This is a genomic window from Methanoregula sp. (assembly GCF_035543475.1).
Lineage (GTDB): Archaea > Halobacteriota > Methanomicrobia > Methanomicrobiales > Methanospirillaceae > Methanoregula.
Map to the genome: position 1 here is coordinate 1 of NZ_DATKKA010000022.1, position 24,570 is coordinate 24,570.

The 24,570-nt window shown below is 51.7% G+C and carries 24 protein-coding genes; 15 read left to right on the forward strand and 9 right to left on the reverse strand.

Features of this window, described 5'->3' with window-relative positions:
• From VMS83_RS07035 to VMS83_RS07050, 4 genes are all read right to left on the reverse strand, one after another.
• Nucleotides 1–603 (reverse strand): metal ABC transporter permease (locus tag VMS83_RS07035; protein ID WP_325411236.1); only part of this gene is annotated, 603 nt, incomplete at its 3' end.
• 59 nt (nucleotides 604–662) lie between these two features.
• Nucleotides 663–1,460, reverse strand: coding sequence for a metal ABC transporter ATP-binding protein (locus VMS83_RS07040; protein WP_325411238.1), 798 nt, complete (start codon nucleotides 1,458–1,460; stop codon nucleotides 663–665).
• Between the two features lie 3 nt (nucleotides 1,461–1,463).
• Nucleotides 1,464–2,417, reverse strand: a complete 954-nt coding sequence (locus VMS83_RS07045) for a metal ABC transporter solute-binding protein, Zn/Mn family (RefSeq protein WP_325411240.1) — start codon at nucleotides 2,415–2,417, stop codon at nucleotides 1,464–1,466.
• 147 nt (nucleotides 2,418–2,564) lie between these two features.
• Nucleotides 2,565–2,990, reverse strand: coding sequence for a metal-dependent transcriptional regulator (locus VMS83_RS07050; RefSeq protein ID WP_325411242.1), 426 nt, complete (start codon nucleotides 2,988–2,990; stop codon nucleotides 2,565–2,567).
• Between the two features lie 641 nt (nucleotides 2,991–3,631).
• Between VMS83_RS07050 and nifH the strand changes: the two genes are divergently transcribed.
• From nifH to VMS83_RS07095, 9 genes are read left to right on the forward strand one after another with little or no spacing between them, the layout of a single operon-like run.
• Nucleotides 3,632–4,459 (forward strand): nitrogenase iron protein, encoded by an 828-nt coding sequence (gene nifH / locus VMS83_RS07055; RefSeq protein WP_325411244.1) that lies wholly within the window; start codon nucleotides 3,632–3,634, stop codon nucleotides 4,457–4,459.
• A gap of 50 nt (nucleotides 4,460–4,509) precedes the next feature.
• Nucleotides 4,510–4,836, forward strand: coding sequence for a P-II family nitrogen regulator (locus tag VMS83_RS07060; RefSeq protein ID WP_325411246.1), 327 nt, complete (start codon nucleotides 4,510–4,512; stop codon nucleotides 4,834–4,836).
• A gap of 11 nt (nucleotides 4,837–4,847) precedes the next feature.
• The gene (locus tag VMS83_RS07065) at nucleotides 4,848–5,267 is read left to right on the forward strand and encodes a P-II family nitrogen regulator (protein ID WP_325411248.1); all 420 of its coding nucleotides are present in this window, start codon (nucleotides 4,848–4,850) and stop codon (nucleotides 5,265–5,267) included.
• Nucleotides 5,268–5,280: 13 nt separating this feature from the next.
• The gene (gene nifD / locus VMS83_RS07070; RefSeq protein ID WP_325411250.1) at nucleotides 5,281–6,906 is read left to right on the forward strand and encodes a nitrogenase molybdenum-iron protein alpha chain; all 1,626 of its coding nucleotides are present in this window, start codon (nucleotides 5,281–5,283) and stop codon (nucleotides 6,904–6,906) included.
• Nucleotides 6,899–8,266: a nitrogenase component 1 gene (locus VMS83_RS07075; RefSeq protein WP_325411252.1), complete on the forward strand. Its 1,368-nt coding sequence runs from the start codon at nucleotides 6,899–6,901 to the stop codon at nucleotides 8,264–8,266. Before nifD ends, VMS83_RS07075 begins: the two co-directional genes overlap by 8 nt.
• Before the next feature lie 51 nt (nucleotides 8,267–8,317).
• Complete coding sequence (nifE, locus tag VMS83_RS07080; RefSeq protein WP_325411254.1) at nucleotides 8,318–9,709, forward strand: nitrogenase iron-molybdenum cofactor biosynthesis protein NifE; 1,392 nt, start codon at nucleotides 8,318–8,320, stop codon at nucleotides 9,707–9,709.
• Nucleotides 9,706–11,091 carry a nitrogenase component 1 gene (locus VMS83_RS07085; RefSeq protein WP_325411256.1) on the forward strand — a complete coding sequence of 462 codons (1,386 nt, stop codon included), beginning with the start codon at nucleotides 9,706–9,708 and terminating at the stop codon, nucleotides 11,089–11,091. The genes nifE and VMS83_RS07085 overlap by 4 nt, the downstream gene beginning before the upstream one ends.
• A gap of 2 nt (nucleotides 11,092–11,093) precedes the next feature.
• Nucleotides 11,094–11,402: a 2Fe-2S ferredoxin gene (locus VMS83_RS07090; protein WP_325411258.1), complete on the forward strand. Its 309-nt coding sequence runs from the start codon at nucleotides 11,094–11,096 to the stop codon at nucleotides 11,400–11,402.
• A 23-nt stretch (nucleotides 11,403–11,425) separates the two neighbouring features.
• Nucleotides 11,426–12,067 (forward strand): Fe-only nitrogenase accessory AnfO family protein, encoded by a 642-nt coding sequence (locus VMS83_RS07095; protein ID WP_325411260.1) that lies wholly within the window; start codon nucleotides 11,426–11,428, stop codon nucleotides 12,065–12,067.
• Nucleotides 12,068–12,428: 361 nt separating this feature from the next.
• Here the strand turns inward: VMS83_RS07095 and VMS83_RS07100 are convergent, their stop codons facing one another.
• The 5 genes from VMS83_RS07100 to VMS83_RS07120 form a co-directional block, all read right to left on the reverse strand.
• Nucleotides 12,429–12,662 (reverse strand): hypothetical protein, encoded by a 234-nt coding sequence (locus tag VMS83_RS07100; RefSeq protein WP_325411262.1) that lies wholly within the window; start codon nucleotides 12,660–12,662, stop codon nucleotides 12,429–12,431.
• A 132-nt stretch (nucleotides 12,663–12,794) separates the two neighbouring features.
• Nucleotides 12,795–13,124, reverse strand: a complete 330-nt coding sequence (locus VMS83_RS07105) for a tetratricopeptide repeat protein (RefSeq protein ID WP_325411264.1) — start codon at nucleotides 13,122–13,124, stop codon at nucleotides 12,795–12,797.
• A 160-nt stretch (nucleotides 13,125–13,284) separates the two neighbouring features.
• Complete coding sequence (gene kdpB, locus VMS83_RS07110) at nucleotides 13,285–15,387, reverse strand: potassium-transporting ATPase subunit KdpB (protein WP_325411266.1); 2,103 nt, start codon at nucleotides 15,385–15,387, stop codon at nucleotides 13,285–13,287.
• Nucleotides 15,380–17,818, reverse strand: coding sequence for a potassium-transporting ATPase subunit KdpA (gene kdpA / locus VMS83_RS07115; RefSeq protein ID WP_325411268.1), 2,439 nt, complete (start codon nucleotides 17,816–17,818; stop codon nucleotides 15,380–15,382). Before kdpA ends, kdpB begins: the two co-directional genes overlap by 8 nt.
• A gap of 336 nt (nucleotides 17,819–18,154) precedes the next feature.
• On the reverse strand, nucleotides 18,155–19,189 hold the full coding sequence (locus VMS83_RS07120) for a bile acid:sodium symporter (protein WP_325411270.1): 1,035 nt from the start codon (nucleotides 19,187–19,189) through the stop codon (nucleotides 18,155–18,157).
• Nucleotides 19,190–19,480: 291 nt separating this feature from the next.
• Between VMS83_RS07120 and VMS83_RS07125 the strand changes: the two genes are divergently transcribed.
• The 6 genes from VMS83_RS07125 (at nucleotide 19,481) to VMS83_RS07150 (ending at nucleotide 24,538) form a co-directional block, all read left to right on the forward strand.
• A complete protein-coding gene (locus tag VMS83_RS07125) occupies nucleotides 19,481–21,013 on the forward strand; it encodes an APC family permease (protein WP_325411272.1) in 1,533 nt (510 codons plus the stop codon).
• A 141-nt stretch (nucleotides 21,014–21,154) separates the two neighbouring features.
• The gene (locus tag VMS83_RS07130) at nucleotides 21,155–22,015 is read left to right on the forward strand and encodes a PP2C family protein-serine/threonine phosphatase (RefSeq protein WP_325411274.1); all 861 of its coding nucleotides are present in this window, start codon (nucleotides 21,155–21,157) and stop codon (nucleotides 22,013–22,015) included.
• A gap of 144 nt (nucleotides 22,016–22,159) precedes the next feature.
• Entirely contained in the window at nucleotides 22,160–22,540 is a 381-nt protein-coding gene (locus tag VMS83_RS07135; RefSeq protein WP_325411276.1) for a P-II family nitrogen regulator, read from the forward strand.
• Nucleotides 22,537–22,971 (forward strand): P-II family nitrogen regulator, encoded by a 435-nt coding sequence (locus VMS83_RS07140; RefSeq protein ID WP_325411278.1) that lies wholly within the window; start codon nucleotides 22,537–22,539, stop codon nucleotides 22,969–22,971. Before VMS83_RS07135 ends, VMS83_RS07140 begins: the two co-directional genes overlap by 4 nt.
• Before the next feature lie 174 nt (nucleotides 22,972–23,145).
• On the forward strand, nucleotides 23,146–23,475 hold the full coding sequence (locus VMS83_RS07145) for a P-II family nitrogen regulator (protein ID WP_325411280.1): 330 nt from the start codon (nucleotides 23,146–23,148) through the stop codon (nucleotides 23,473–23,475).
• 85 nt (nucleotides 23,476–23,560) lie between these two features.
• The gene (locus VMS83_RS07150) at nucleotides 23,561–24,538 is read left to right on the forward strand and encodes a serine/threonine-protein kinase (protein WP_325411282.1); all 978 of its coding nucleotides are present in this window, start codon (nucleotides 23,561–23,563) and stop codon (nucleotides 24,536–24,538) included.
• The last annotated feature ends 32 nt before the right edge of the window (nucleotides 24,539–24,570 follow it).

Genomic DNA, 24,570 nt, shown 5'->3' on the forward strand with positions numbered 1-24,570 from the left:
TGCCGGTGTCACCATTAATGCGAAAATAAGAAGGACTCCGACAACCTGGACGGAAATCGATGTCGCTACCGCGACTAAAAGCATGAAAATTACGCCGAGCAAGAGGGTGGGCAGTCCTTTTGCCTCGGCCACATCTTCATCGAGAGATGCGAATAAAAGCGGACGGTACACGACAGAGGTTAACAAAAGAATTACAAGGCTCGCAACAAGTGTCACAAGGACGTCGTTTGCACTGATGCCCAGTATTTCTCCGAATAAGATAGAGTACGCTTCGGTTGCATACCCGCTATAGAGACTGATGAACAGGACACCAAGGCCCAGCATGAATGCAAGGACGGTTCCGATCTGAATGTCACGGGAAGCGGCACGCCGGCCAAGCAACCCGATAGTAATGCCACCTCCACTTGTAAACAGCAGAAGGCCTATGATTGGGTCGACCCCCAACAGCACGGCGCCTGCGGCCCCTGCAAACCCAATATGGGAAAGGGCGTGTGCTGCGAAGGACGAGCGACGGAGCACGACAAAATAGCCAACGATGCCCGCGATGATCGCAACAATTGTCCCGGCTTCAAAGGCATGCTGCATGAAGTCGTACTGCCACATCACCTGGAGGTCGGATAACAGGTTAAAGCTAAAGGTAATATCAACCATAATGGCCCCGTTCAATCATAATGGTGCTGGTTTTCTTCGGTACCGATAACCGCGATCTGGCCCTGAGATCCACGCAGGACCTCGACCTGGATCCCATATAACGCCGATAGGGCCTCGGATGTCAGGACTTCATCTGGCTTCCCGATGGCGACCTTCCCGTTGGCGATATAGATTACTTTATCGAGAACTGGCAGGAGAGGATTAATGTTATGGGCGATAAGCAGGGCCGTCACATCGCGCGATCGGACCACATTATGGATAACCTGAACCAATTCCTGCTCACGCCGGATATCCAGATTCGACAACGGTTCATCGAGTAATAATAAATGGGGATCGCTTACCAGCGCTTCCGCAAGAAACACCCGCTGCAATTCTCCCCCCGATAATCCCCCGAGGGAACGATGCGCCAGATCTTCTGCACCTACTGCTTTCAATGCGTCAAACGCGGCCTGGTGATCGCTCCGGGAAAAAGGATTTATCCCCCATTTATTACCGGAAAATCCAAGCCGCACCAGTTCAAGGGATTCGAGGGTCGTATCGGCATCAATTACGTGCCGCTGGGGCACGTATCCGATATGCTCATTACCGCGTTTGGGCCGGGCGTCAAATACTTTAATAGTGCCTCGTATGGGTTGTTGCAATCCGAGAAGCAAACGAAACAGGGTTGTCTTTCCCGATCCGTTAGGACCGATAATTGCCACAAATTCGCCGTGTTCAATCGCGAAACCGGCGTTCTGCCAGACGGTATTTTCCTGGTATCCTGCGGTCAGGTTTTCTGCGGTAATAATTGGTGGAAGGTTGTCTTTCATTGATTAACTTCCCAGAGATTTTGCATTGAGGGCATTCTGAAGAGAGATTAATTCTGCGTTCATCCAGTCCTGGAATGAGACGTCGGGCGGCTGGATAGTCTCTGTTATCCCAATAACGGGAATCCCTTGTTCTGAGGCCAGTTTCTTTATATTATCGGTAAGCGGGGTAACAGTCTGCTGGTTATAGACAAGCACACTCACATTATCGCTCTGGAGCTGCGTTTCAAATTGGACAACACTGTCTGCCGGGGGATCGTTTCCTTCCGCGACTGCATGAGTAAATGCCGGCGGAGAAACAAGATCAAGGCCGGTCGCGTTTGCCAGGTATTCAAAGATGGATTCGGTGGCTGCAACTTTCGTGCCCCCGAATTGCTGTTTGATCTCGCCGATCCGGTTCTGGTATTGGGAAAGCGATACCTGCAGGTTGGCATAATTCTGTTCGTAGTCTTTTGTATTGGACGGATCGATGGAAATAAGGTCTGATTCCATCTGTTTTGTGGTCTGGTTCACATAATCAGGACTATACCAGAAATGAGGATTATCGCCGTCCTGTTGTCCAATAAGATTGGCTACATTCAGCACTTTGGCATTCGGTTTGATCCCGGCACTGATGAGCTTATCAGCCCATTCATCGTACCCGGCCCCGTTGACAATGATATAGTCTGCTGTTGCAAATGCACGGGCATTCGCGGTATTGCTTTCATATTCATGGGGATCGGCATTGGGATCTGAAACTATACTCAGCACCTGAACGTGCGATCCACCGATCTGAGATACCAGGCTGCCCCAAAAATTTTCAGCGACAACAATCTGTATCTTTTGGGTTGTGTTGTTGGGAATAGAATTGGGAGGGGTCACAACAGAATTTGACTGTGTACAACCCGCCACAATAATGAAAATAGTCATAATGATAAAAAATGCGATTCCTCCAATGGCGACATACGTTTTCGACTTCATTATTTTCTGCCCCTCAAGAGGTATGTTGAGCAACTGCTTCGCTGGTTATCCATATAATAATTATGCGAATTTTGGGTATTGCCCAAAATTTAATTCAATGTTACATTCAGTCAAAAAAGATTCAAAAGCGTTTCCCTTTTCCGGAGATCATTTCTCAAGGCACCCGTCGTCATGCGTAATATCCCCGCAGATACCTTTGTTCGGGTGTCCCATGGCCCGGCACATCCGATCTATCGCATCCTTTGAAACGAAACTCTCGAACCGTGAGACTTCACGACATGCCTGCTCATGCGAAAGACCAAAATGCGTCATTGCCAGGGCGAGTATCCGGTGCCTTTTTACCAGGAATTTTGCCATGATTTTTCCTTTTGCCGAAAGACAGACCCCGTGATAGGGCGTATAATCCAGGAATCCGTCATCAGTAAGTTCACCCATTGCTTTTGTAATAGTCGACGGGTCCACACCAAAACCTGCGGCTATATCCTTTGTCTTAACCGGACCTTTTTTCCCGGCGAGGAATTTAATATATTCAACTTTCTTTGGGGAAAGTTCAAGCCCGGTTTCGCCCGTCATGAAAATACGTATAATGAGTGAACTGAAAAATGTTTGCCCATGCCCCAAAATTTTCAGAACAATGCTTCTGTACCAGTAACTGTTATAGCATCAATTTCGACAAGAATCTTATCTTTCGATCCATCCTCATAAGATTTAATTTATAAATGATTATGATAGAAGGAAGGTTCTTACGATCATATATAAATATTCGTAAAGCTATTATGATTTATAGAATGGAGGAATGATGCAAAAGGAACTACTTACATCGGAAGCACCTCGGGTACACCAGTTGTTGCTTTCGATGCGGCGACAGCGTGCAGGGAGCTGGATATTCCCCTCATGCCATGTTACTGCACTGAATGAGCTGAAGCGGTCGATCTACTCTTGGGCGGAATGACGAAGAGTTTACACTTGTGAAGGTGCTCAACGCTCTTTCACAATTGTGTAAACCTGGCAGTCCCGAACCGGGAGTTGGGTACGGCAGCGAGCAGGGAACGAGGGAGTATGCAGTCTCTGTTTTCCTGCAAAAGATTGGCATGTGAACACGTAACGTTCGGGAGATCTTCTCCACGAACTGGATCACAGATACCGGACCAGGGGATTATAACGATGAAGGCCCGGGGATAGTTCGCAACAGAGAGAAACAAAGGTAGGTTTCAATGAAACGACAAGTGGCAATTTACGGAAAAGGTGGCATCGGCAAATCCACGACCACACAGAACACTGTGGCGGCTTTGGCCGAAGCGGGAAAGCATGTTATGGTTGTCGGGTGCGACCCTAAAGCTGATTCGACCCGGCTTCTTCTGCACGGTCTGTGCCAGAAAACCGTTCTGGATACGCTGCGGGATGAAGGTGACGATATTGAGCTCGACGCCATCCTGAAACCCGGGTTTGGAAATACCCGGTGTGTAGAGTCGGGAGGACCAGAGCCCGGTGTCGGATGTGCCGGTCGCGGCATTATTACATCTATCAATCTACTCGAACAGCTCGGGGCATATACCGAGGATCTCGACTATGTCTTCTACGATGTGCTTGGTGACGTTGTCTGCGGCGGATTCGCAATGCCGATTCGTGAGGGAAAAGCAGAGGAGATCTACATTGTCGCGTCTGGTGAACTGATGGCGCTTTATGCGGCAAACAACATCGCAAAAGGTATCCAGAAGTATGCGGCGAATGGCAAGGTCCGGCTCGGCGGTATCATCTGTAACAGCCGGAAAGTCGACAATGAACGTCCCCTGCTTGAGGCTTTTGCTCAGGAACTTGGGTCTCAGCTCATCTACTTTGTCCCTCGTGATAACCTTGTCCAGAGAGCGGAGATCAACAAGAAAACGGTCATCGATTTCGACCCAACCTCTGGTCAGGCAAACGAGTACCGGAACCTGGCGAAAGCCATCGATGAGAACAAGTTGTTCGTGATACCAAAACCGATGAAACAAGAACGACTCGAAGAGCTCATGATGCAGCATGGATTCCTCGATGCGATGTAACGTGCGATAAACTGCATTTCGGATTGACAAAAAATGGCGGACGTGAGGTAATGTTACTGATACGTGCAATTGTGCGACCGGAGAAGAAAGACGACGTACTTGAGGAACTTTCTTCTGCGGGATTTAATGCGGCAACGATGGTGGATGTTGTGGGCCGCGGCAAACAGAAAGGGATTAAAATCGGTGGCATGGTCTACGACGAGATCCCGAAGATCCTGATCCTTGTCGCTATCCAGGACGCGGACAAGGACAAGGTCATCAAAACCATCCTGAATACTGCAAAGACCGGCAATGAAGGGACGTTCGGCGATGGAAAGATCTTCGTTTCCCCCATAGAAGAGGTCTATACCATCTCGAAGGGTATACGAGAGCTCTAGGGAGGACTGCTATGAAAGAGATTATGGCAGTGATCCGGATGAGAAGAACCAGCGCCACAAAAAAAGCGCTTATCGCAGCCGGCGTGGCTGGTTTTACCGCAGTAAAGGTATCCGGCCGGGGCAGGCTTGTCACCGATCCAACGCAGATAGAAGAATGCAAAAAGAAGCTCCTGTCGATGGGCGTCAATGACCTTGGCGGGGTTGAGGATACCGAAAAACTGGTAACGAGTTTCCTCGATGGATCGAGGTTCTTCCCCCGCAGGCTCTTCACGATCCTTGCGCACGATGAGGATGTGCCCCGGATTGTGGATGCAATAACGCGTGCAAACAAAACCGAGTACGGCATCGGAGACGGCGTGATCTTCGTGTTGCCGGTTCTCGACGCGGTTCGTGTTCGCACCGGTGAATCGGGAGAAGCAGCGATTTGGTGAGGAGACATCAGCTATGGCGGACATTGAAGGTACAATCGATGAGATGATGACTCCGTACCCGGATACGGTAAAGAAAAACCGGAAGAAGCATCTCATTATCAAGGATGAGGAGGCGACGAGTTGTCCTCTGATCGAAGCAAACACGAGAACCATACCTGGCATCATATCGCAACGCGGCTGTGCGTATGCCGGATGCAAAGGTGTGGTAGTCGGTCCTATCAAAGACATGGTGACTATCACCCACGGTCCGGTCGGCTGCGGGTATTATAGCTGGGGCACGCGCCGGAACAAAGCGCGGGCAGATGACAATACTCCCAAGGATAAAATATACACCCAGCTCTGCTTTACCACCGACATGCAGGAGCCGGATATCGTCTTTGGTGGCGAGAAGAAACTTGCACGGATGATAGATGAGGTTGTTGCCACATTTCACCCGCGTGCAATCAATATCTGCGCAACGTGCCCGGTGGGGCTTATCGGTGACGATATTGGTGCAGTTGCAAAAGCCGCAGAAGAGCGGCATGGTATCCAGGTCCTCGCGTACAATTGCGAGGGATACAAGGGGGTCAGCCAATCGGCAGGCCACCACATTGCAAACAACAATGTGATGGAGAAAATTGTCGGTAAAGGAACAGATCGAAAACCCGGCAGTTTTGTCATCAATCTCCTTGGCGAGTATAACATCGGTGGCGACGGGTGGGAGCTTGAGCGGATCCTTAAGGAGATTGGCTATACCGTTAACTGCGTCCTTACCGGGGATTCAAGTTACCTCGACATAAAGAACCTGCACCTCGCGGACTTAAACCTCGTCCAGTGCCACCGGTCGATAAACTACATCGCCGAGATGATGGAGGCAAAGTACGGTACGCCATGGCTGAAGGTCAACTTCATTGGCATTGATGCGACGAACCAGTCGCTACGTCAGCTCGCCCGATGTTTTGGGGATGAGGAACTTGTACGGAAGACCGAAGAAATTATTGAGAGGGAGACCGCTCGGGTTACCCCAATCCTCGACCAGTACCGGAAAGTACTGCAGGGCAAGACTGCCTTTGCCATTGTCGGCGGCTCCCGGAGTCACCACTACCAGTACCTTCTCCGTGACCTTGGTATGGAGATGATCATCGCCGGTTACGAGTTTGCCCACCGGGATGACTACGAGGGCCGTCAGGTAATCCCTACCATCAAGACCGACGCGGATAGTAAGAACATTCCCGAACTTCACCTCATCCCGGATGAAAAAATGTACAAGGAACCGCACGTCCACCTGAACTTGTCAAAAGAGAAGTTCGACGAACTGAACGCCGAAGTCCCGCTCAACTACTACGAGGGCATCTACCCGAACATGAAAAGCGGACAGATTATCATCGATGATGCAAACCACCACGAGGTTGAGGTTCTGATGAAGACTGCAAAACCCGACCTCTTCCTCTCAGGAGTCAGGGACAAGTATATCGTCACCAAGATGGGGGTTGCCTCAAAACAGCTCCATGCCTATGACTACAGCGGCCCGTACGCTGGATATAACGGTGCGATCACCTTTGCCCGTGACGTCGCAAGAGCCCTCACCGCTCCTGCATGGAAATTGATCGCCCCCCCATGGGAGAAAGAACGAGAACCACGGAGTGAATCCAATGCTTGAATGTGTACCGGAAGAAACGGTCAGCCACACGACCGGGAAGATCAACCCGGCAAAAACCTGCCAGCCTATCGGCGCAATGTATGCGGCGCTGGGAATCCATGGATGCCTGCCGCACAGCCATGGCTCGCAGGGCTGCTGCGCATACCACCGTATGCACCTCACCCGGCACTTCCGCGACCCGGTGCTTGCATCATCGAGTTCCTTTACTGAAGGAGCATCGGTTTTTGGCGGGTCAGCGAACTTAAAAACCTCAATAAAAAATGTCTTTACGATCTACAACCCCGAGGTCATGGCGATCCACACCACCTGCCTCTCGGAAACAATCGGCGATGATATCCCAAACATCGTCAAACAGGCCGAGATTCCCGAAGGAAAAGTGGTTATCCACGCTAACACGCCAAGTTACGCGGGTTCGCACATTACGGGTTTCTCGAACATGTGCAAAGCGATGGTCTCCTATCTCGCACAGTCAGATGGAGGTGCCAAAAAAGAGCAGGCAAACGTCCTGCCTGGTTTTGTCAATCCCGGGGATATGCGGGAGATCCGACGCATCGTCTCGTCCCTCGGTATAAAACTGATCATGTTCCCGGACACCTCCGGTGTCCTGGACTCGCCCCTTACCAGCAGGTACGAGATGTATCCTGAAGGCGGGGCCACCGTTGCCGAGATCCGGGATTCGGGTAACTCCGTCGTCACACTCGCGCTTGGTGCATTCGCGTCCCACGACGCTGCCGACATTCTCCAGGAGAAATGCGGTGTTACAGGTATCCCCCTGAAACTTCCTATCGGTCTCAAGGCCACAGATGATTTTGTTATGGCGTTAAAAAACTGGTTCGGTATTGAAGTCCCCCAAGACTTGACAGTCGAACGCGGCCAGGTCATCGACACACTGATTGACACCCATTTCCATTACCAGGGAAAGACGGTCGCAATCTTCGGGGATCCTGATCATGTGATCGCCATGACGGAATTTGCGCTCACGATGGGTATGATCCCCAAATACCTGCTTACGGGTACCCCCGGGAAAGAGTTCGAAGCGACCATCAATGCGATGTTCGACGAGGCTGGCATCCAGGAACGACGGGTAAAAGCAGAAGGAGATCTCTTCGATCTCCACCAGTGGATCCGGGAAGAAAAAGTGGATCTCATGATAGGCACAACGTATGGGAAATACATTGCCCGAGCAGAAGACATCCCCCTCGTCAGGTTCGGCTTTCCCATTCTTGACCGGGCCGTCCACCCGCTCATGCCGGTGGTTGGCTACCGGGGCTGCCTGCGCCTGATCGAGCAGATCAGTAACGCACTTCTGGAACGCCGTGACCGCGATGCCGCTGATGAGGATTTCGAATTGGTCCTGTAAACGAAGAGGAATTCTAAACAATTTCCTTGAGAAAAGAGGGTGAAGGAGATTTTGGAAGATTCATGTTCCATTCCGACAGGAGCGGTCGCATGCATTGTCGAACGGCAGGATTCCATCCTGACCGCAGGCAAAAGCCGGGCCCGCATCCATTGTGCGGATGACAGTCTTGCCGGTTCGGTCAGCCAACGAGCCTGTGTATTCTGCGGGGCCCGGGTAGTTCTCAACCCGGTGACCGATGCAGTCCACCTTGTTCATGGGCCGATCGGCTGTGCCACGTACACGATGGATATCCGGGGCAGCCTGTCAAGCGGTTCGGAGTTGTACCGCAACAGCTTTTCGACCGATATGCAAGAGAAGGATGTGATTTTTGGCGGCGAGAGAAAACTTGCAGCCTGTATTGATGAAGTAGTTGAAAAATACCATCCTCCGGCGGTGTTTGCCTACGCAACCTGCGTTTCGGGCATGATCGGCGACGATATGATCTCGGTCTGCAAGGCGGCATCAGCCCGGCACGGGATCGATGTTATCCCGGTTGAGTCAAGCGGATTTATATCCGGGAATAAGGTTGTCGGTTACCGGGCAGCAGCAGAGGCCCTGCTCCGGCTTATCCGCCCAAAAGAGGGAGAGACGATAGAAAAAACAAAAAAGATCAATTTCCTCGGCGAGTATAACCTCGGCGGAGAGAAATGGGTGATTGAACGCTACCTTAAAGAGATGGGCATTGAGATCAATGTCGCCTTCACGGGTGATTCTAACGTCGCTGCGCTCAAACGGGCACCCTCAGCGTGCCTGAACCTTGTCCAGTGTACCGGGTCCATGCACTGGGTTGCAGCGAGCCTCGAAAGGTCGTTTGGAACGCCCTTTATGGATGTGAACTTTTTCGGGCCGGAGAACACCGCAGAAAGCCTAAGAAAGATCGCAGCATTCTACGATGACGAGGATATCGCCCGGAGCACAGAGACCCTGATCGACCGTGAGATGAGCCGGATCCGCCCAGTGCTTGAGAAATATCGCAGCAAACTCCGGGGAAAACGTGCGGCGATCTATGTTGGCGGTGCGTACAAAGCAATTGCCATCATCCGCCAGCTCCGTGGCCTTGGCATGGAGATTGTGCTCTCCGGCACCCAGACCGGCAAGCAGGACGAGTACGAAAGTATGGGCCGGATGCTCTCCGAAGGTACGATCATCATTGATGATGCAAACCCGGCAGAACTGGAAAAATTCCTGCTCGAAAAAAAGGTGGATGTCATGGTCGGCGGCGTTAAGGAGCGTGTGCTCGCATACAAACTCGGGATAGGTTTTGTCGACCACAACCACGACAGGAAAGACGGCCTTGCCGGGTTTGACGGCGCGATCCGGTTTGCCCGCGAGGTTTATGTTTCCACGTGCTCGCCGGTATGGCAGCAGATCAGGACCCCGGCCCCAGAGGCGGTGCAATCATGACATGTCTGCAGGCTGCAGCACCCCGGGTCAGACAGGTCAGCGAGAACCAGTGTCACATGTGTATGCCTATTGGAGCTGTTGCCGTTTTCAAGGGTATCGAAAACGCGATGGTGCTCGTGCACGGCTCGCAGGGGTGCAGCACGTACATGCGGCTTGCTAACGTCGAGCACTACAACGAACCGGTTGATATCGCATCTTCCTCATTAAATGAGAAGCAGGCCATCTACGGTGGCGAGGCTAACCTCAGGAAAGCAATGGACAACGTGATCCGGGTCTACCAGCCGACGGTCCTTGGTATACTGACCACCTGCCTTTCCGAGACGATGGGAGAGGATCTTGAACGGATTGTCACTGCCTACGTACAGGAGAAAAATGTTAGCGGTGTCGATATCATCCCGGTAAACACTCCCAGTTACAGCGGGACGCAGAGTGAGGGATTTTGGGCAGCGACACGGGGTATAATAGCATACTATGTCCGCCCGACGCTGCCGCACCGTCGTATAAACGTGATCGTCCCGCACATCAGCCCGGCCGATATACGGGAGATCAAACGCATCCTTGATGGTGCAGGGCTCTCCTACACGCTCGTACCGGATTATTCGATGACGCTTGACCGGCCATACGGGGGAAGGTACCAGAAAATCCCGCCCGGTGGGGCAACGGTAAAAGAGATCGTGGAAATGTCCGGTGCGCCGGTGACTATCCAGTTCGGGACAACCTGTCCTGACACACTATCGCCGGGCCTTTACCTGGAGAAGGAGTTTGGCGTACCGTTGGTTAACCTGCCCCTCCCCATTGGCCTCAAAAACATGGACCTCTTCGTCGAGACAATCACGAAGATTAGTGGACAGCCAATCCCTGATGCATTAATGCTCGAACGCGGCTGGTTGCTCGATGGCATGGCTGATTCACACAAATTTAACGCTGAAGGGAGGCCGGTCATTTACGGTGAACCGGAGCTCGTGTATGCCTTCGCCACACTCTGCGCAGAGAACGGCGCCACTCCGGTCGTTATTGCAAGCGGCACAAAAAACAGCCTGATCGCAGAACGGCTCAACCAGGTGATCGAATCTGCTGATGAAAAACCGGTCATCCTTGAAGGGGCCGACATCGCCGCAATCGAAGAATCGGCATTATGCGCCGGATCAAACATTGCAATAGGCCATTCCGGGGGAAAGTCCCTCACCGAACGCCATGGCATCCCTCTGGTCAGGATTGGTTTTCCCATCCATGACCGTATTGGGGGGCAGCGGATCCTGTCGGCCGGGTACCGGGGCACGCTTGCGTTCCTTGACCGGTTCACAAACACGCTTCTTGAAACCAAGTATGCGACGTACCGCCAGAAGATAAAAGAAGAACTCTGTACCACCCGAGGTAGCTGATTATGCAAAAACCCAGGCACCATATTTTTGTCTGTACGAGTTCCCGTGCAAACGGGCAACAGAAAGGATTCTGCCACTCCAAAGAGGGCATTGACATCATGTCAAAATTCATGGAAGAGATTGAAGAACGCTCCATAGGGGGGGAGGTGTTTCTCTCCAATACAGGCTGTTTCGGAATCTGCGAGAAAGGCCCCGTTGTCGTTGTGTACCCGGACAATGTCTGGTATGGATCAGTAACTCCTGACGATGTCCCCGTAATCCTTGACGAGCATATTGAGAGAGGAAAAGTTGTGGACCGGCTGGTCATATGAGAGTTTTGTCCCGGCTGGAGTAAATGATGGCAGAAGAAATTGCGGTGATCCTTGGTGATGATGGTTCGAGTTCCTCGCTGAACGAACCGGGAATTGTCGTTGTATTTGCCCGCATCGAAGGAACTTGGAAAAAAGATCGTGAAATACCACTTGTCCTTGACCCGGTAAAAGGCATTAAGGATATGCGGGAAAAAATGGCCGAACTCATCATGTTTCTCGGGCCCTGCCGGATTTTGGTCACCACATCAGCCAGCGGTGCTCCGTATTTTGAACTGGAGAGAGCCCGTTGTGTTATCTGGGAAATTTCCGGGAAGCCACAGGAATTTCTCAGCCAGGTTTGGGCGGATGAAGAGAAAGAGACGGCAAAGGAAAGAACCTCTGCACAAACAACGGCAGAATCTAGGATTCCGGTACCTTTGGAAAAAACCCCGGGTACGTTCTGTATATCTATAAAAGAAGTCCAAGGAAAGCGCCCGGACATCTCAAGCAAACAGGTGCTTCAGCAGTTCATCCAGAGGGGCGGTTTTCTCGTCCTTGATATTACCTGTACCCATGTGCCTCCTTGGATAGAAGTTGAGGCTGAGCACCGGGGATATACTCTTGAAACCGAACAGGTGGATAAAGAAACAGTGAAGGTCAGGTTGACGACATCCTCCAGTCAATAATATTCGATTCGATGCTGTTGCGTTAATGGTTGATAGCCAATTTTTTTATCTCCTTAATTTTATTAATCAACCGTTAACGCACTAAAACCTTAATTCCTATTCATCCGGGAACAGGAAGATGTATATCACACCATTGCCAGCAGCAGCCGTTAATGGGGAGAGCGACGTGGGGTAACCCGGCAATATCAATCACTATGTGTACGGTGCTGTTGCTTTACTTTTGATTTGAATATTTTAACGAGTTGAAATATTATTTGTCACAAACTGCAAATGCAACAGCACCGAAGGAACTATCTTTTCCGGGCTCTATCAAATTGTCAGCAGTTGGTTGTAGGGTATGTAATTACCCGTTAAACACAAGTTATTGTTTTAAACCTGTTGAACCGGTTCTGCCGCAATCAATAATAAGGAAAATACCTAAAGCAAGGAAAAAAAATCCACCAAGAAAGAATACTATAAGAATAGAATGAGCTGCTTCACCAGTATAACCGAATGTAACATTGAGCCCACAAAAGAGAAGAAGTAACACACCTATAGCTGCATAGTAAAAACCTACCGCGACACGGTACATTAAATCCCAAAACTCATCGGTCATTTGAAAACTCCGCTAGAGGGAAGGGAGAGTACCCCCGTAAAATATATTTAATTTTGAGGAAAATTTATTCCACCTGTACCGCGTTCTGGTTAACGCCATTCATCATCCCACACCGACTCAACAAAGCACTATTCAATGCCTTTTTTCGGGATCTGCTGGCGCCTTACCGGGAAAACTGATCTTTTTCAGGATTGTCTCTCGTTTGATCAGTGCCTCCGTATAGTTTGGGTCGATCTCGATTACCTTGTCAAGTTTCCTCACTGCCTCGTCGTACCGTTCCAGCTCATCAAGACAGGTCCCCATCGCGTTCAATGCCTTGCAGAACCGGGGAGCAATCACTATCGCCCGCTGGAAGTCATTCAGCGCTTCTTCTTTTCTCCCTAGCCTCGAAAGGTAAAGCGCATGGTGATACATATACTGCGCCTCAAGCGGAATTCCACCGTTTTTAAAAATCTGCGTCATGTTTATCTCCCCAATGCCTTGGCATAGCCAGCAGTCACGCACGTGACCTGGTTGCGGGCAACACGGTATTCCCGGTAATGCGGGTTTTGCAGATGCAACAGAACCCAAAAAGAGAATTATGGGTCTGCCGGTATCCGTAAGGAACAGACATACGAAACCTTCACACCCCCATAAACATCAGCAGCATATCGATAATTTTTATGCCGATGAACGGGGCGATAAGCCCACCGACCCCGTAGATGAGAATATTGTTCCGCAGGGAGTCCTCTGCAGACATCGCCCGGTACTTCACGCCATGGAGAGCCAACGGAATGAGAATGACGATAATGATTGCATTGAAGATGACTGCTGACAGGATGCCATTATGGAGCCCAAGGATGTTCATGGCCCCAAGGGCCGGGTAGGTTGAGGCAAATGCAACCGGGATGATGGCGAAATATTTTGCAATATCGTTCGCAATAGAGAACGTGGTCAGTGCCCCCCGGGTCATGAGGAGCTGCTTTCCAATCTCGACAATATCGATCAGTTTTGTGGGGTTGGAATCGAGATCGACCATGTTTGCCGCTTCCCGGGCCGGCTGGGTTCCGGTGTTCATGGCGACCGCGACATCTGCCTGCGCAAGCGCCGGGGCGTCATTCGTCCCGTCACCGGTCATGGCCACCATCCTCCCGCCGGTCTGGTATTCACGGATCAGCTTCAGTTTGCTTTCGGGGGTTGCTTCAGCAAGGAAATCATCGACACCAGCTTCTGCGGCAATGGTTGCTGCAGTGAGATGGTTGTCTCCCGTGATCATCACCGTTTTGATACCCATCTTCCGCAGCTGGCTAAATCGTTCCTTTATTCCGCCTTTCACAATATCCTTCAAATGGATAACACCGATGGCTTTCCCGTTTTTCGCGACAACGAGCGGCGTTCCTCCGGCCCGTGAGATCGTATCCACCGCCAGCTTCAGATTCTCTGATACCGTCTCGCCGCTTGTCCTGATGTAAGCATACATCGCATCGGCTGCACCCTTCCGGACACGAATATCCCCATAATCGACACCGCTCATCCGGGTCTGGCTGGTAAACGGGATGAACTCCATCTCGGAACCGGTTTTTGTCTCTCCCACGGTCCTGCCACGGAGGCCGTACTTCTCTTTGGCGAGCACCACAATACTGCGGCCCTCGGGCGTTTCATCAGCAAGCGAGGCAAGCTGGGCATTTTCCGCAAGATCCGTAATTTCCATCCCGTCCACCGGGATGAATTCCACGGCCTGCCGGTTCCCGAGCGTGATGGTCCCGGTCTTATCCAGGAGCAGGACATCGACATCCCCCGCAGCCTCGATGGCTCTACCGGAAGTCGTAATCACGTTCCTGCGGATAAGCCGGTCCATACCCGCAATGCCGATCGCAGAGAGGAGCCCGCCAATAGTAGTCGGTGCAAGGCAGACAAAGAGGGCAACTAGGACCGTGATAGTGACCGTAGTCCCGGCCCCGGCCGACTGGACACTGTAGGCCGAGAATGCATAGAGGGTCGCGGACACGACAACAAATATGGCGGTCAGCCCGACAAGGAGAATATTGAGCGCGATCTCGTTGGGGGTCTTCTGCCGTTTGGCCCCTTCGATAAGGCAGATCATGCGATCGAGGAAGCCTTCACCGGGGTCCGCGCTCACCCTGACAACCAGCCAGTCCGAGAGTATCGCGGTGCCTCCCGTGACTGCACTGCGATCACCGCCGGATTCACGTATGACCGGTGCACTTTCGCCAGTGATTGCACTCTCGTTGATGGATGCGATGCCTTCAATCACTTCGCCGTCCACCGGGATCGTATCACCGGCTTTGACATAGAAGACATCATTTTTGTGCAGGGTAGACGAGGAAACGACCGTATAATCTGATGGTCCTGGCTCTTTTCCCTTTTCGACTCTGTAGCCGGGATGTAATTTCTTACCCGCAGTATCCTGCCGCATCTTGCGCAGAGCATCAGCCTGTGCCTTGCCTCTGCCTTCCGCGAGCGCTTCGGCAAAGTTTGCAAAGAGGACCGTAAACCAAAGCCAGATTGAAACTGCCCCGATGAACCCGGCCGGTGCCTCTCCGTGCCCCAGGAGCGCCTGGATCCAGAGCAGGGTGGTGAGCACACTGCCGATCTCAACGGTAAACATCACCACGTTGTGGTACAGCGTCCTCGGGTCGAGTTTAATGAACGAATCGATAATTGCACGCCGGTAGAGTGCGTACTGGTCCGCTGCCGGGACTTTCGGACCTGAATGTTCAGACATGGATAACACCTCTTCCCAGCTGGATCAGAAATTCCACGATGGGTCCCAGGGAGAGCGCGGGCAGAAAGCTGAGCGCCCCAATGATGAGGATGGTAAAAACCACCCAGATGATAAAGAGCGGCCGGTGGTCCTGCAGTGTTCCTTCGCTCGCCGGCACGATCTTCTTTGTCACAAAAGCCCCGGCCAATGCAAGCGTGATGATGGCAATGGCATAGCGCCCGATAAACATGCAGAATGCGGTTGCAAGGTTATAGAACGTATCCGATGACAGCCCGGCAAAAGCACTGCCGTTGTTCTGGGATGTCGAAGAAAATGCATACAGGATCTCGGAGAAGCCGTGCGGTCCCGGGTTGGCTGTCATCGATGTTCCCACGCTTATCGATACCGCGATCGCCGTCCCGATCAGGATCAAAAAGATCGGGATGAGAATGTGGATGGTGGAGAGTTTCATCTCGTATGGTTCGATCTTCTTGCCGTACAGCTCGGGTGTCCTGCCCACCATCAGCCCCGCAATAAACATAGCGATGATGACAAAAACAAGCATGCAGTACAGCCCGGAGCCGACCCCGCCAAACACGATCTCGCCCAGCTGAATGTCAAAGATCTGGACAAGGCCGCCCAAAGGCATGAATGAATCATGCATTGAGTTGACCGCACCGCAGCTGGTGACCGTGGTCATTACTGAGAAGACTGCAGACTGGACCGGCCCGAAACGCACCTCCTTTCCCTCCATGTTCCCTCCCGACTGGAGAAGGGAGGGGGCCTGGCTAATCCCAAGCGGTGCAAAGGCAGGGTTGCCGCCGATCTCCGACGCGATAGCCAGGCCAAGGAGCGGGACAAAAAGGATGGTCATTGCAATCAGGATGGCCATACCCTTCTTGAGCGACCCAAGCATCTTCCCGAACATGAAACAGAGCGAGACCGGGATCAAAAAGAACGCCACCATCTCAACAAGGTCAGTAAACCAATTAGGGTTTTCAAAAGGATGCGCCGAATTGGCGTTGAAGAACCCACCTCCGTTTGTCCCCAACATTTTTATGGCAATTTGTGACGCTGCCGGCCCAAGGGAGATCGCCTGCGTGGAAATAATGTTGCCACTAGAATCGTTTATCGCATGAAGGAGGGGAACGGTCACCGGCCCGCCAAGGGTCTGGGGAGTGCCCTGAGAGACAAGGATAAGAGCAATGACAAAGCTGATAGGAAGAAGGATCCAGATGCTGCGGAGGAGCAGCACCCAGAAGTTCCCGATGGTCTGTGACGACCTGCGGGAGAAACCGTAGATAAACGCGATCAGCACCACCATGCCTACCGCAGCAGACATGAAGTTCTGGACGGTCATCCCAAGCATCTGGGTCAGGTAGCTGACTGTGGTCTCGGGGACATAGAACTGCCAGTTGGTGTTTGTTGCGAAGCTTACTGCGGTGTTGAGAGAGAGATCCCAGGGCACCGCCGTGACCCCCAGGGGGTTGAGCGGGAGGAACTGCTGGACCTCCTGAAGGAAGAAGAGAAATGCAATCCCGATGATGGAAAAGAGCATCAATGCAACGGCAAACTGTTTCCAGTCCATCTCTTCGTTGCTCCCGGCACCGCACCGCTGAAGGATCCATGCTTCCACCGGCACAAACAGGGGCGAGAGGAATGTCTTTTTCCCCGTGTAGACCCGGAACATGAACTCTCCCGCCGGGACCAGGAGCAGGGCGAGGATTACGCCAATCAGGACCAAGAATGCCCAGTCATTTACGCTCACCCCAAAGAAGGTAGCGATGGGATGATCTGAGGGGATTGCAACAGGAGTTACAGAGATTTTACCGGCACTGAGGTCATCGAGTGCCAGGTTGAGGTTGAGGACATTTACCGAAGGCTCACCAAAGATCCCAATCACCGGGTTTTTCGTGTTGGCCAGAACAAGGGCGGAAACGTCCCCTTCGGAGAGGTTACGTACCCGTGCCACCCGGGGGACTTGGTAATAGGCCGCAGCCGGGCTGATATCAGGGTCCAGGCCGCTCCCGGACGAAGTTACAAGATCAACCGGTATGGGCTGTGTGTTGTCAGGATCGGCTGCATGGAGCGCATCGATCCGGCCCTGGACCTCGGTAATAAGCGCCGGGTTCTGCGGGCCCAGGTTAGAACCACCAGATGCTTCGGCATTATACGGCACCGGCGTGGTTGCCGAGAGTCTTCCCCAGAAATAACCCGGCGAAGAAAAGGGCTGGCCTATGAGAGAAGATCCCGCAACATTTCCATCATGAACGATAAGATCCCCGTTTGCCTGTGCGGGGAAGATCACCTGAGCAATACCTGTTACAACCAGAGGGTAAACAATGCCCACGAGAATCGTGAGTAAAAGAAACATTACTACGGCTGGTTTGATCTCTTTTTTGATCATCGACCAAAGAGCTGACGACGCCCCAATGGAATCCACCTTCATCATGAGATGCTTTTGAGGGTCTCGAAAGCATTCACATTAGCTGCGTGCCATTTATTGTTATAAAAGTCTTATGGAAAGAATGTGCGAACTACTAAATATAAATTTAACCATATCGACGGGAAAAAAAGAGCAGGGGTGGAGCAGGATTTACGATCAGTACAGCCACGCGCCGCAAAAACCAATGCCCGGCAGGGGAGTAGTACTGCCATGATTTGCGCAGATACAAACTGATCTGCTTCGTTGTCTCATGGTGATTGCGTGTACTCCTGTAAAAGAGTCTGGTGAATCTGATGGGGAAGAATAAAAATTTCAGATTCAGTGGATTTCTGCCAGGCTGCTTCACGTGCTGGAGCACTTCTCCTCGATGGTTTCAGCCGGTTCCAGACGTTTTACTATTTTTACCATCACGGGCGATGATATCATCTGAATAACTGCATAAAACGCCGAGGGTATGATGACAGCATGAGGTAATTCCATCGTATCCACCGCGGCTGGAGCGATCCCAAACTCCTTGGTGCTGGCGATAAACAGGAGAGGCAGAAATGTCTCCTTCGCCTGTTTGAAAACCATCTTTGTCAGGCAGGCAAGACCATACCCGAAGAGATTCAGTGATAATTCCACGAGAATGATCACGATTGCAAATTCTTTTAATGAGATGATGGACACAGCGTTGGATGATACAACCACAAACAGGAGCAGGATATAACACAGGGCGGCAAAACCCGGCCATGCATCCCTTTTTTCCCGGACTCTTGCTGAGTAGTGGTTTAAGAGAAGACCGAGAACCAGGGGAATTATGATAATTCCCACCAATTCAGCTTCCAGGTACACGGTTGGAACCTGCAGTGTTACACCGCCAAACAACGTGAGCACATTGGGCAGGACGAAGGGCGTCAGGACCATGGCAGTTACCAGCATCGCCATACCCAACGCCGTATTGCCCCCCACAAGAGAGATCATGAGGGGAGCGGAGATATCAGCCGGGAGTGCCCCCAGAAGTATTTGCCCGGAGTTCAAATCCGGCATGTCGGAGAAAAATATTTTTCCAAGCAGTATCGAGAAAAGCGCCATAACCACGAATTGCAGGATTACGCTCCAGATAATAATCAGTGGATACCGGCTCGCCTGGATTAAATCCCTGGCATTGATGGTCATGCTGACAGAAAGGACCATCAGCGCCAGGAGTGGCGTAACAATCCATCCTAACAGGGAACCTGGCCCTGGAAAAAGAAGGGAGAATGCCCCGATGACAAATACCAGGTAAACAAGATGATCCGTTATCCAGGTCATTATTTTTATCATAAATCCTTTTTCCTTGGATCCCGTCCACGGGATCCTGTTACAATCTCTGTATGTAGGAACCGATTTTGTCAAACTGGCTGATAGTTAGATCCTGATGAAATTGAAGCTCTGAACCTGATAATTCCTGCATATATCTGGTTTAATCTCAATGCATGCGTACAAAGATATTGTAATAGAAATATTTATAATGCATGGAAGGAATGTACCTTCCATGGTAACTCAGAGCGGGCGATTGTTTTCTCCCCTCATGAAAAGCCATTGACTAACTGTTTCCATTGAAAATCTTTGCTTTGTCAAGGGGGGAAAATTAGGATGACACAATCACCGGAAGGAAATCAGACAACTGCTCCCAAAACGGGAACAATGAAACGTACGCTGAACCTGACCTCGCTCCTGGTCAATGCCATGGCGCTGATAGCGCCGGGGGCTTTTCTCTGGACCACGTTCCAGGTGCAGGCAGCGCAGACCAACGGCGGTGTAACGACAGCAGGCGAAATGTGGACCGGTCTTTTGGCCGCGCTCGTTCTCGCGTTTTTGACAGCTATCTCGTACGCAGAACTGGCAAATATCTATCCCAAAGCCGGTTCCGGATCATCGTATTATTACGCGGAAGCCTCATTTCTTGAAAAAGAAAAAGAGGGCCATCGTAAATGGGCACGGATCGTCAAATTTCTCGTAGGCTGGATATCGCATTTGTACTACTGGATTTATCCCGGTATCATGGTGGCCTTTTCGGCAATCCTGATTGTGTATATCTTCGGCCTCTTTGGAATCGCACTCTCGGTGCCGGAGCAGATCCTCGTTGCCGTGATATTTGCCGTTCTTAATGGCTATATTGCGTACCGCGGGATTACCGGTTCGACCACGACTGCGATCGTTATCAACACAATCCAGTTGGCGGCTCTTATCGCGTTCTCAATACTTGCAATACTGTATCGCCAGACCCACCCGAACCTGGCGTATGCCCAGTCAATTTCAACAATCCTCATGCCGCACAATTTCACGAACCTGCTGTTCCAGTCAACCATCGCAATTTTACTGCTGGTAGGGTTCGAATCGGTGACATCGCTGGGTTCTGAAGCGCTCAGACCGAAACAGGATATCAAAAAAGCGATCCTTCTCTCTCTTATCATACAGGGAGCATTTGCCTACCTTTTCGAATACTTTGCTGCTAATTACTTCGTTGGCCCGCAGCTGACCGGAACCGATCCTACCGGGGCAGCAATCTCGGGCTATACTGCAGCAGCAGCATCCGGCGCCCCCATTGGGGATATGATCCGTGTAATTGGAGACCAGATGCTCGGCGGCACCGGATTTGCGCTGGTGTTGATCATGGCTGCGACGGTTGTCCTTGCATTAATAGGGACAACCCTTGCCTGCCTCAATACCGGCGTCCGGATTACATATGCCATGGGCAAAGACAAAGAGATGCCCACCCTGCTTGGGATCCTTCATGGCACCTATGACACGCCACACTATGGCATCTGGATCCTTGTTGGCGTATCGGCGGTCCTTGGAGCGTACGGCGTACTCAACGTGGATAACCTGACCCAGATTACGCTCGCCTCCAATACCGGCACGTTCCTTCTCTACGGCCTGACAAACCTCATCGCACTCTGGGCCTTCTTCCACCGCCCGGACGCCAGTCTCCTGAAACACCGGATAGTACCGTTGCTCGGTTTCCTCGCAAACTTCATTATGCTCGGTGCGGTAGTCTGGCTTGGTATCAGTTCCGGAGGCAGTTCGGCGACAGACGCCCTGATAGCGATTGCCATGGTCATAGTCTGGCTGGTAGCGGGAGCGGCCTGGTTTATCAGTAACACCAGAAAACAGGGCCGCCCGGTCATGACCGGACATATGCCACAGGTAACAGGACTGGAGACTGACGACGCGTAACCATTGACGCAGGTGATGAAAAACAAACAAACGGCCGGGAGGCAGTAAGAAACGAAAATGGTCCGGGATGACTGCCCGATAAACAGGCTACAGGACCCGGCATTCTTATCGTTTCATCGTTGCTGGAATCAGGTGATTGTAATGGGAGAAAATTCCATAATCGTGCCTGCAGGTAGGGCGCCAAATCTGGTCGGGGTAATTGTGACATGGCGGGCCATCACCCACCAGGGTCTTACACGATCGCAGAACGAAGATGCCCACTGGGTTACCCATGTTGTCGAAGGAAAGACGGACACCGAATCGGCTTCAAGGTATATCTTTGCTGTCGCCGACGGCCTTGGCGGACACCGGGGCGGAGCAATTGCAAGCAGGATGGCCATCAAAGCAGTAAAAGAGGAATTCCATGCCTGGCATGGGGGAGCTGCGGACAGTATTATCAGCCGGGCAATGCAGAAGGCAAACCAGAAAATTTTCTGCGTCGCCCAGACTGATCCGGAATTATTCGAGAAAATGCAGACAACATTAACGATTGCCATACTGGAAAACGATTCCCTGGTGATCGGCCATGTCGGGGACTGCCGGCTTTACCGGATGAGGGATGGACAGCTCGATGTGCTGACCCGAGACCACACTATGGCAAGCGATATGCTCCAGCTCCACATGATCTCTGCCAAACAGGCTGCAGGGCACCCAGGCCGGCACCAGCTTACCCGTTCCGTTGGCGGGGATCCGTTCATGAAATCCGATAGTACCCGCCAGCAGGTACGGCCAGGTGATACCTACCTCCTCTGCAGCGACGGATTGTGGTCGGAACTCACCGATGAGGAGATCCGATCCGCCCTGCAGGAGGACAACATCAGCAGCGGATGTGAAAAACTGGTCCGGTTTGCACTTGGCCGGGGAGCACCGGATAACATCACCGGTATCATGTTCCATATAGACATTGTCGGAAAACAAGCAGGCATTCCGTTTACATGGCGGACGCTCCTTGGAAAAGGGTAATCTGTATAGTATGACTGGCAAACGCAACCCCCCTCCATCAGATAAGAAACGGAGATCCAGGGCTACCCATGATTCGCGACATTACAGCCCGGCAACGAGGAGACAAAAGCCTGGAGGTAACCTGAACGGACGAGTGATGTTCCCATGAAGATGATCTGGGCGATTATCCGGCCGGAATATTCGCAAAAAGTGATCGATGCACTGGAGAAGACCGGCATCTCAGCGATGACACGCCTCCATGTCACCGGTCATGGTGCTGAAATAGGAATTATGGCAGGGCATGTAAATTATTCGGAGATCCCAAAAGAGATGCTCATGCTTGTGCTCCCGGACATCGATGTCGCACATGCCGTAAAAATCATCAGTACCATGGCAAAAACCTGGCAAAAAGAGAATCCCGGTCTCGGGGCCGTTGGTGATGGAAAGATCTTTGTGACCTATGTTGAGGACGCGTACACGATCCGGACGGCTGAAAAACGCAGGAGCGCTCCGGGTCTTCCGGTAAAGACCAGTAATTCCCTATGAAAAAGATCATCGCCATCATCAGAAATGAGAAAGTGGAAGAGACCAAATCCAAGCTTGAGAAGCTTGGCGTAACCGGGATTACGTTCTTGCATGTTACGGGAAGAGGCGAGCGGAGTGGAAGGATCGAATCCCGGCTCCCCGGGGCGGAGTACCATCAGTACGTTGGCAAGCACCCACTCAAGCTGCCGGAGGATGTACCTGTGCCGGCAGACCCTGTTAGTAGGCCGGCCGAAAATGAGAGAGAACCCGGGTTCCGGCCACAAAGAATGCTTGTCATTGTGGCAAACGACAGCGATGTCAGGCCAATCATCGCGACGCTTATTGCAACAAACTACACCGGGCACCATGGTGACGGAGCGATCTTTGTCTGCCCCATGATCAGCGCGATCCGGGTGAGAAACGGGGAACAGGGCGACAGAGCGCTGGTATAAGGTGCTGTTGCATTGACGTGGATTTGATAAAATTAACGAGATGAAGAATAGGTGATCAACCGTAAACACAGCAGCACCACCTGTCAATAATATTATATAAATCAACACCACCAGAGGGGTTAGAACGAGAAAAAATCAAAAAATAAATGTTCGTACAACAAAGGAGGGAACTTCATGAAGATGATTCAGGCAATAATCCGGTCCGAGAAGCTGGACAGCGTAAAAAAGGCGCTCGAAGAGAAAGGCTTCATCGCCATGAGTATTATGGAGATCACCGGAAGGGGAGAACAGAAGGGCATCACACTTGAATACCGGGGGGCAATGGTGGAAGTGGACACCCTCCCCAAGATCATGATTCAGATGGCTGTCAATGACGAAGATGTCGATCCAATCATCGCGATCGTCCGGGCTGCAGGAAGGACGGGGAATTTTGGTGACGGGAAGATCTTTGTCTGGCCGCTCGACCTGATGGCCAAGGTCCGGACTGATGAAGTCTGGAAATGAAATTCAGGATCTGCAACAGACTTAATGAAATAAAGCACTAAAGGAAAATTCTGATAGTCCTATACAGTTTGGTAAGGTGCCGGCGATGCTTAAAGCAGGTGAGAGGGTCTGCGATTATAAGATCATAGGATTACTTGGCCAGGGCGGTTTCAGCCAGATCTACAAGGCATATGACCCTGACGGCACACTGGTGATCCTGAAATTTCCCGATGTATCCCTGCTTGGGGACCAGGCAACGTACGAACGTTTCCGCCGGGAAGTCGCTATCGGGCAGAAACTGGACCATCCCGCAATTCCGCGGGCAATCAGCTTTATGGAAGGGCCGGATTCCGTTTTCCTCGTCATGGAATATGTCGAAGGCCCGTCCCTCCGCACGTACATCAGTGAAAAAGCACCCCTCCCCCTCAGTGAAGGACTTTCTCTTGCCGACCAGCTCGCGGATGCGATCGATTATATGCATTCGCATGGTGTCTGTCACCGGGATCTCAAACCGGAGAATATTATTGTCGGGCCTGATGGCAGGATCCATATCCTTGATTTCGGGAGTGCGCTGCTCGAAGGTTCCCGCCGCGTAACCTGGAGATGGGCGTCGAATGCCTTTGGAACACCGGATTATATGGCGCCTGAGCAGATCCAGGGAAAACGGGGAGATGTACGTACCGATGTGTATGCACTCGGGATGATCGTTTATGAAATGCTGACCGGAACCCTGCCCTTTGAAGGAGACAATGCTCTTGCGGTCATGAACCAGCACCTGACGGGAGTCCCGGTTTCTCCCCGCAGACACGAGCCCTCAATCCCTGCCGGAGTCGAGGCTGTGATACTGAAATCAATACGCCGCGATCCCGATGAACGTTACCGGTCTGCGAGCGCCTTCCGGAAAGATCTTGATAATTATGCGGATCTCGATCTCTCGCAATTTCCTTCGGATCCCGAGGCAATAGCCGGTGGTGGAGTGCTTACCACCCGCCAAATCTGGGTACGGACCATTCTGGTTTTTGTTGGTTTCCTGTTACTTGCAGCACTGATCATCCTCGTTGCATACCTGATGCATCACCATTAAAAATACTCTACGGTGGGTGCTGTTGCATCTAC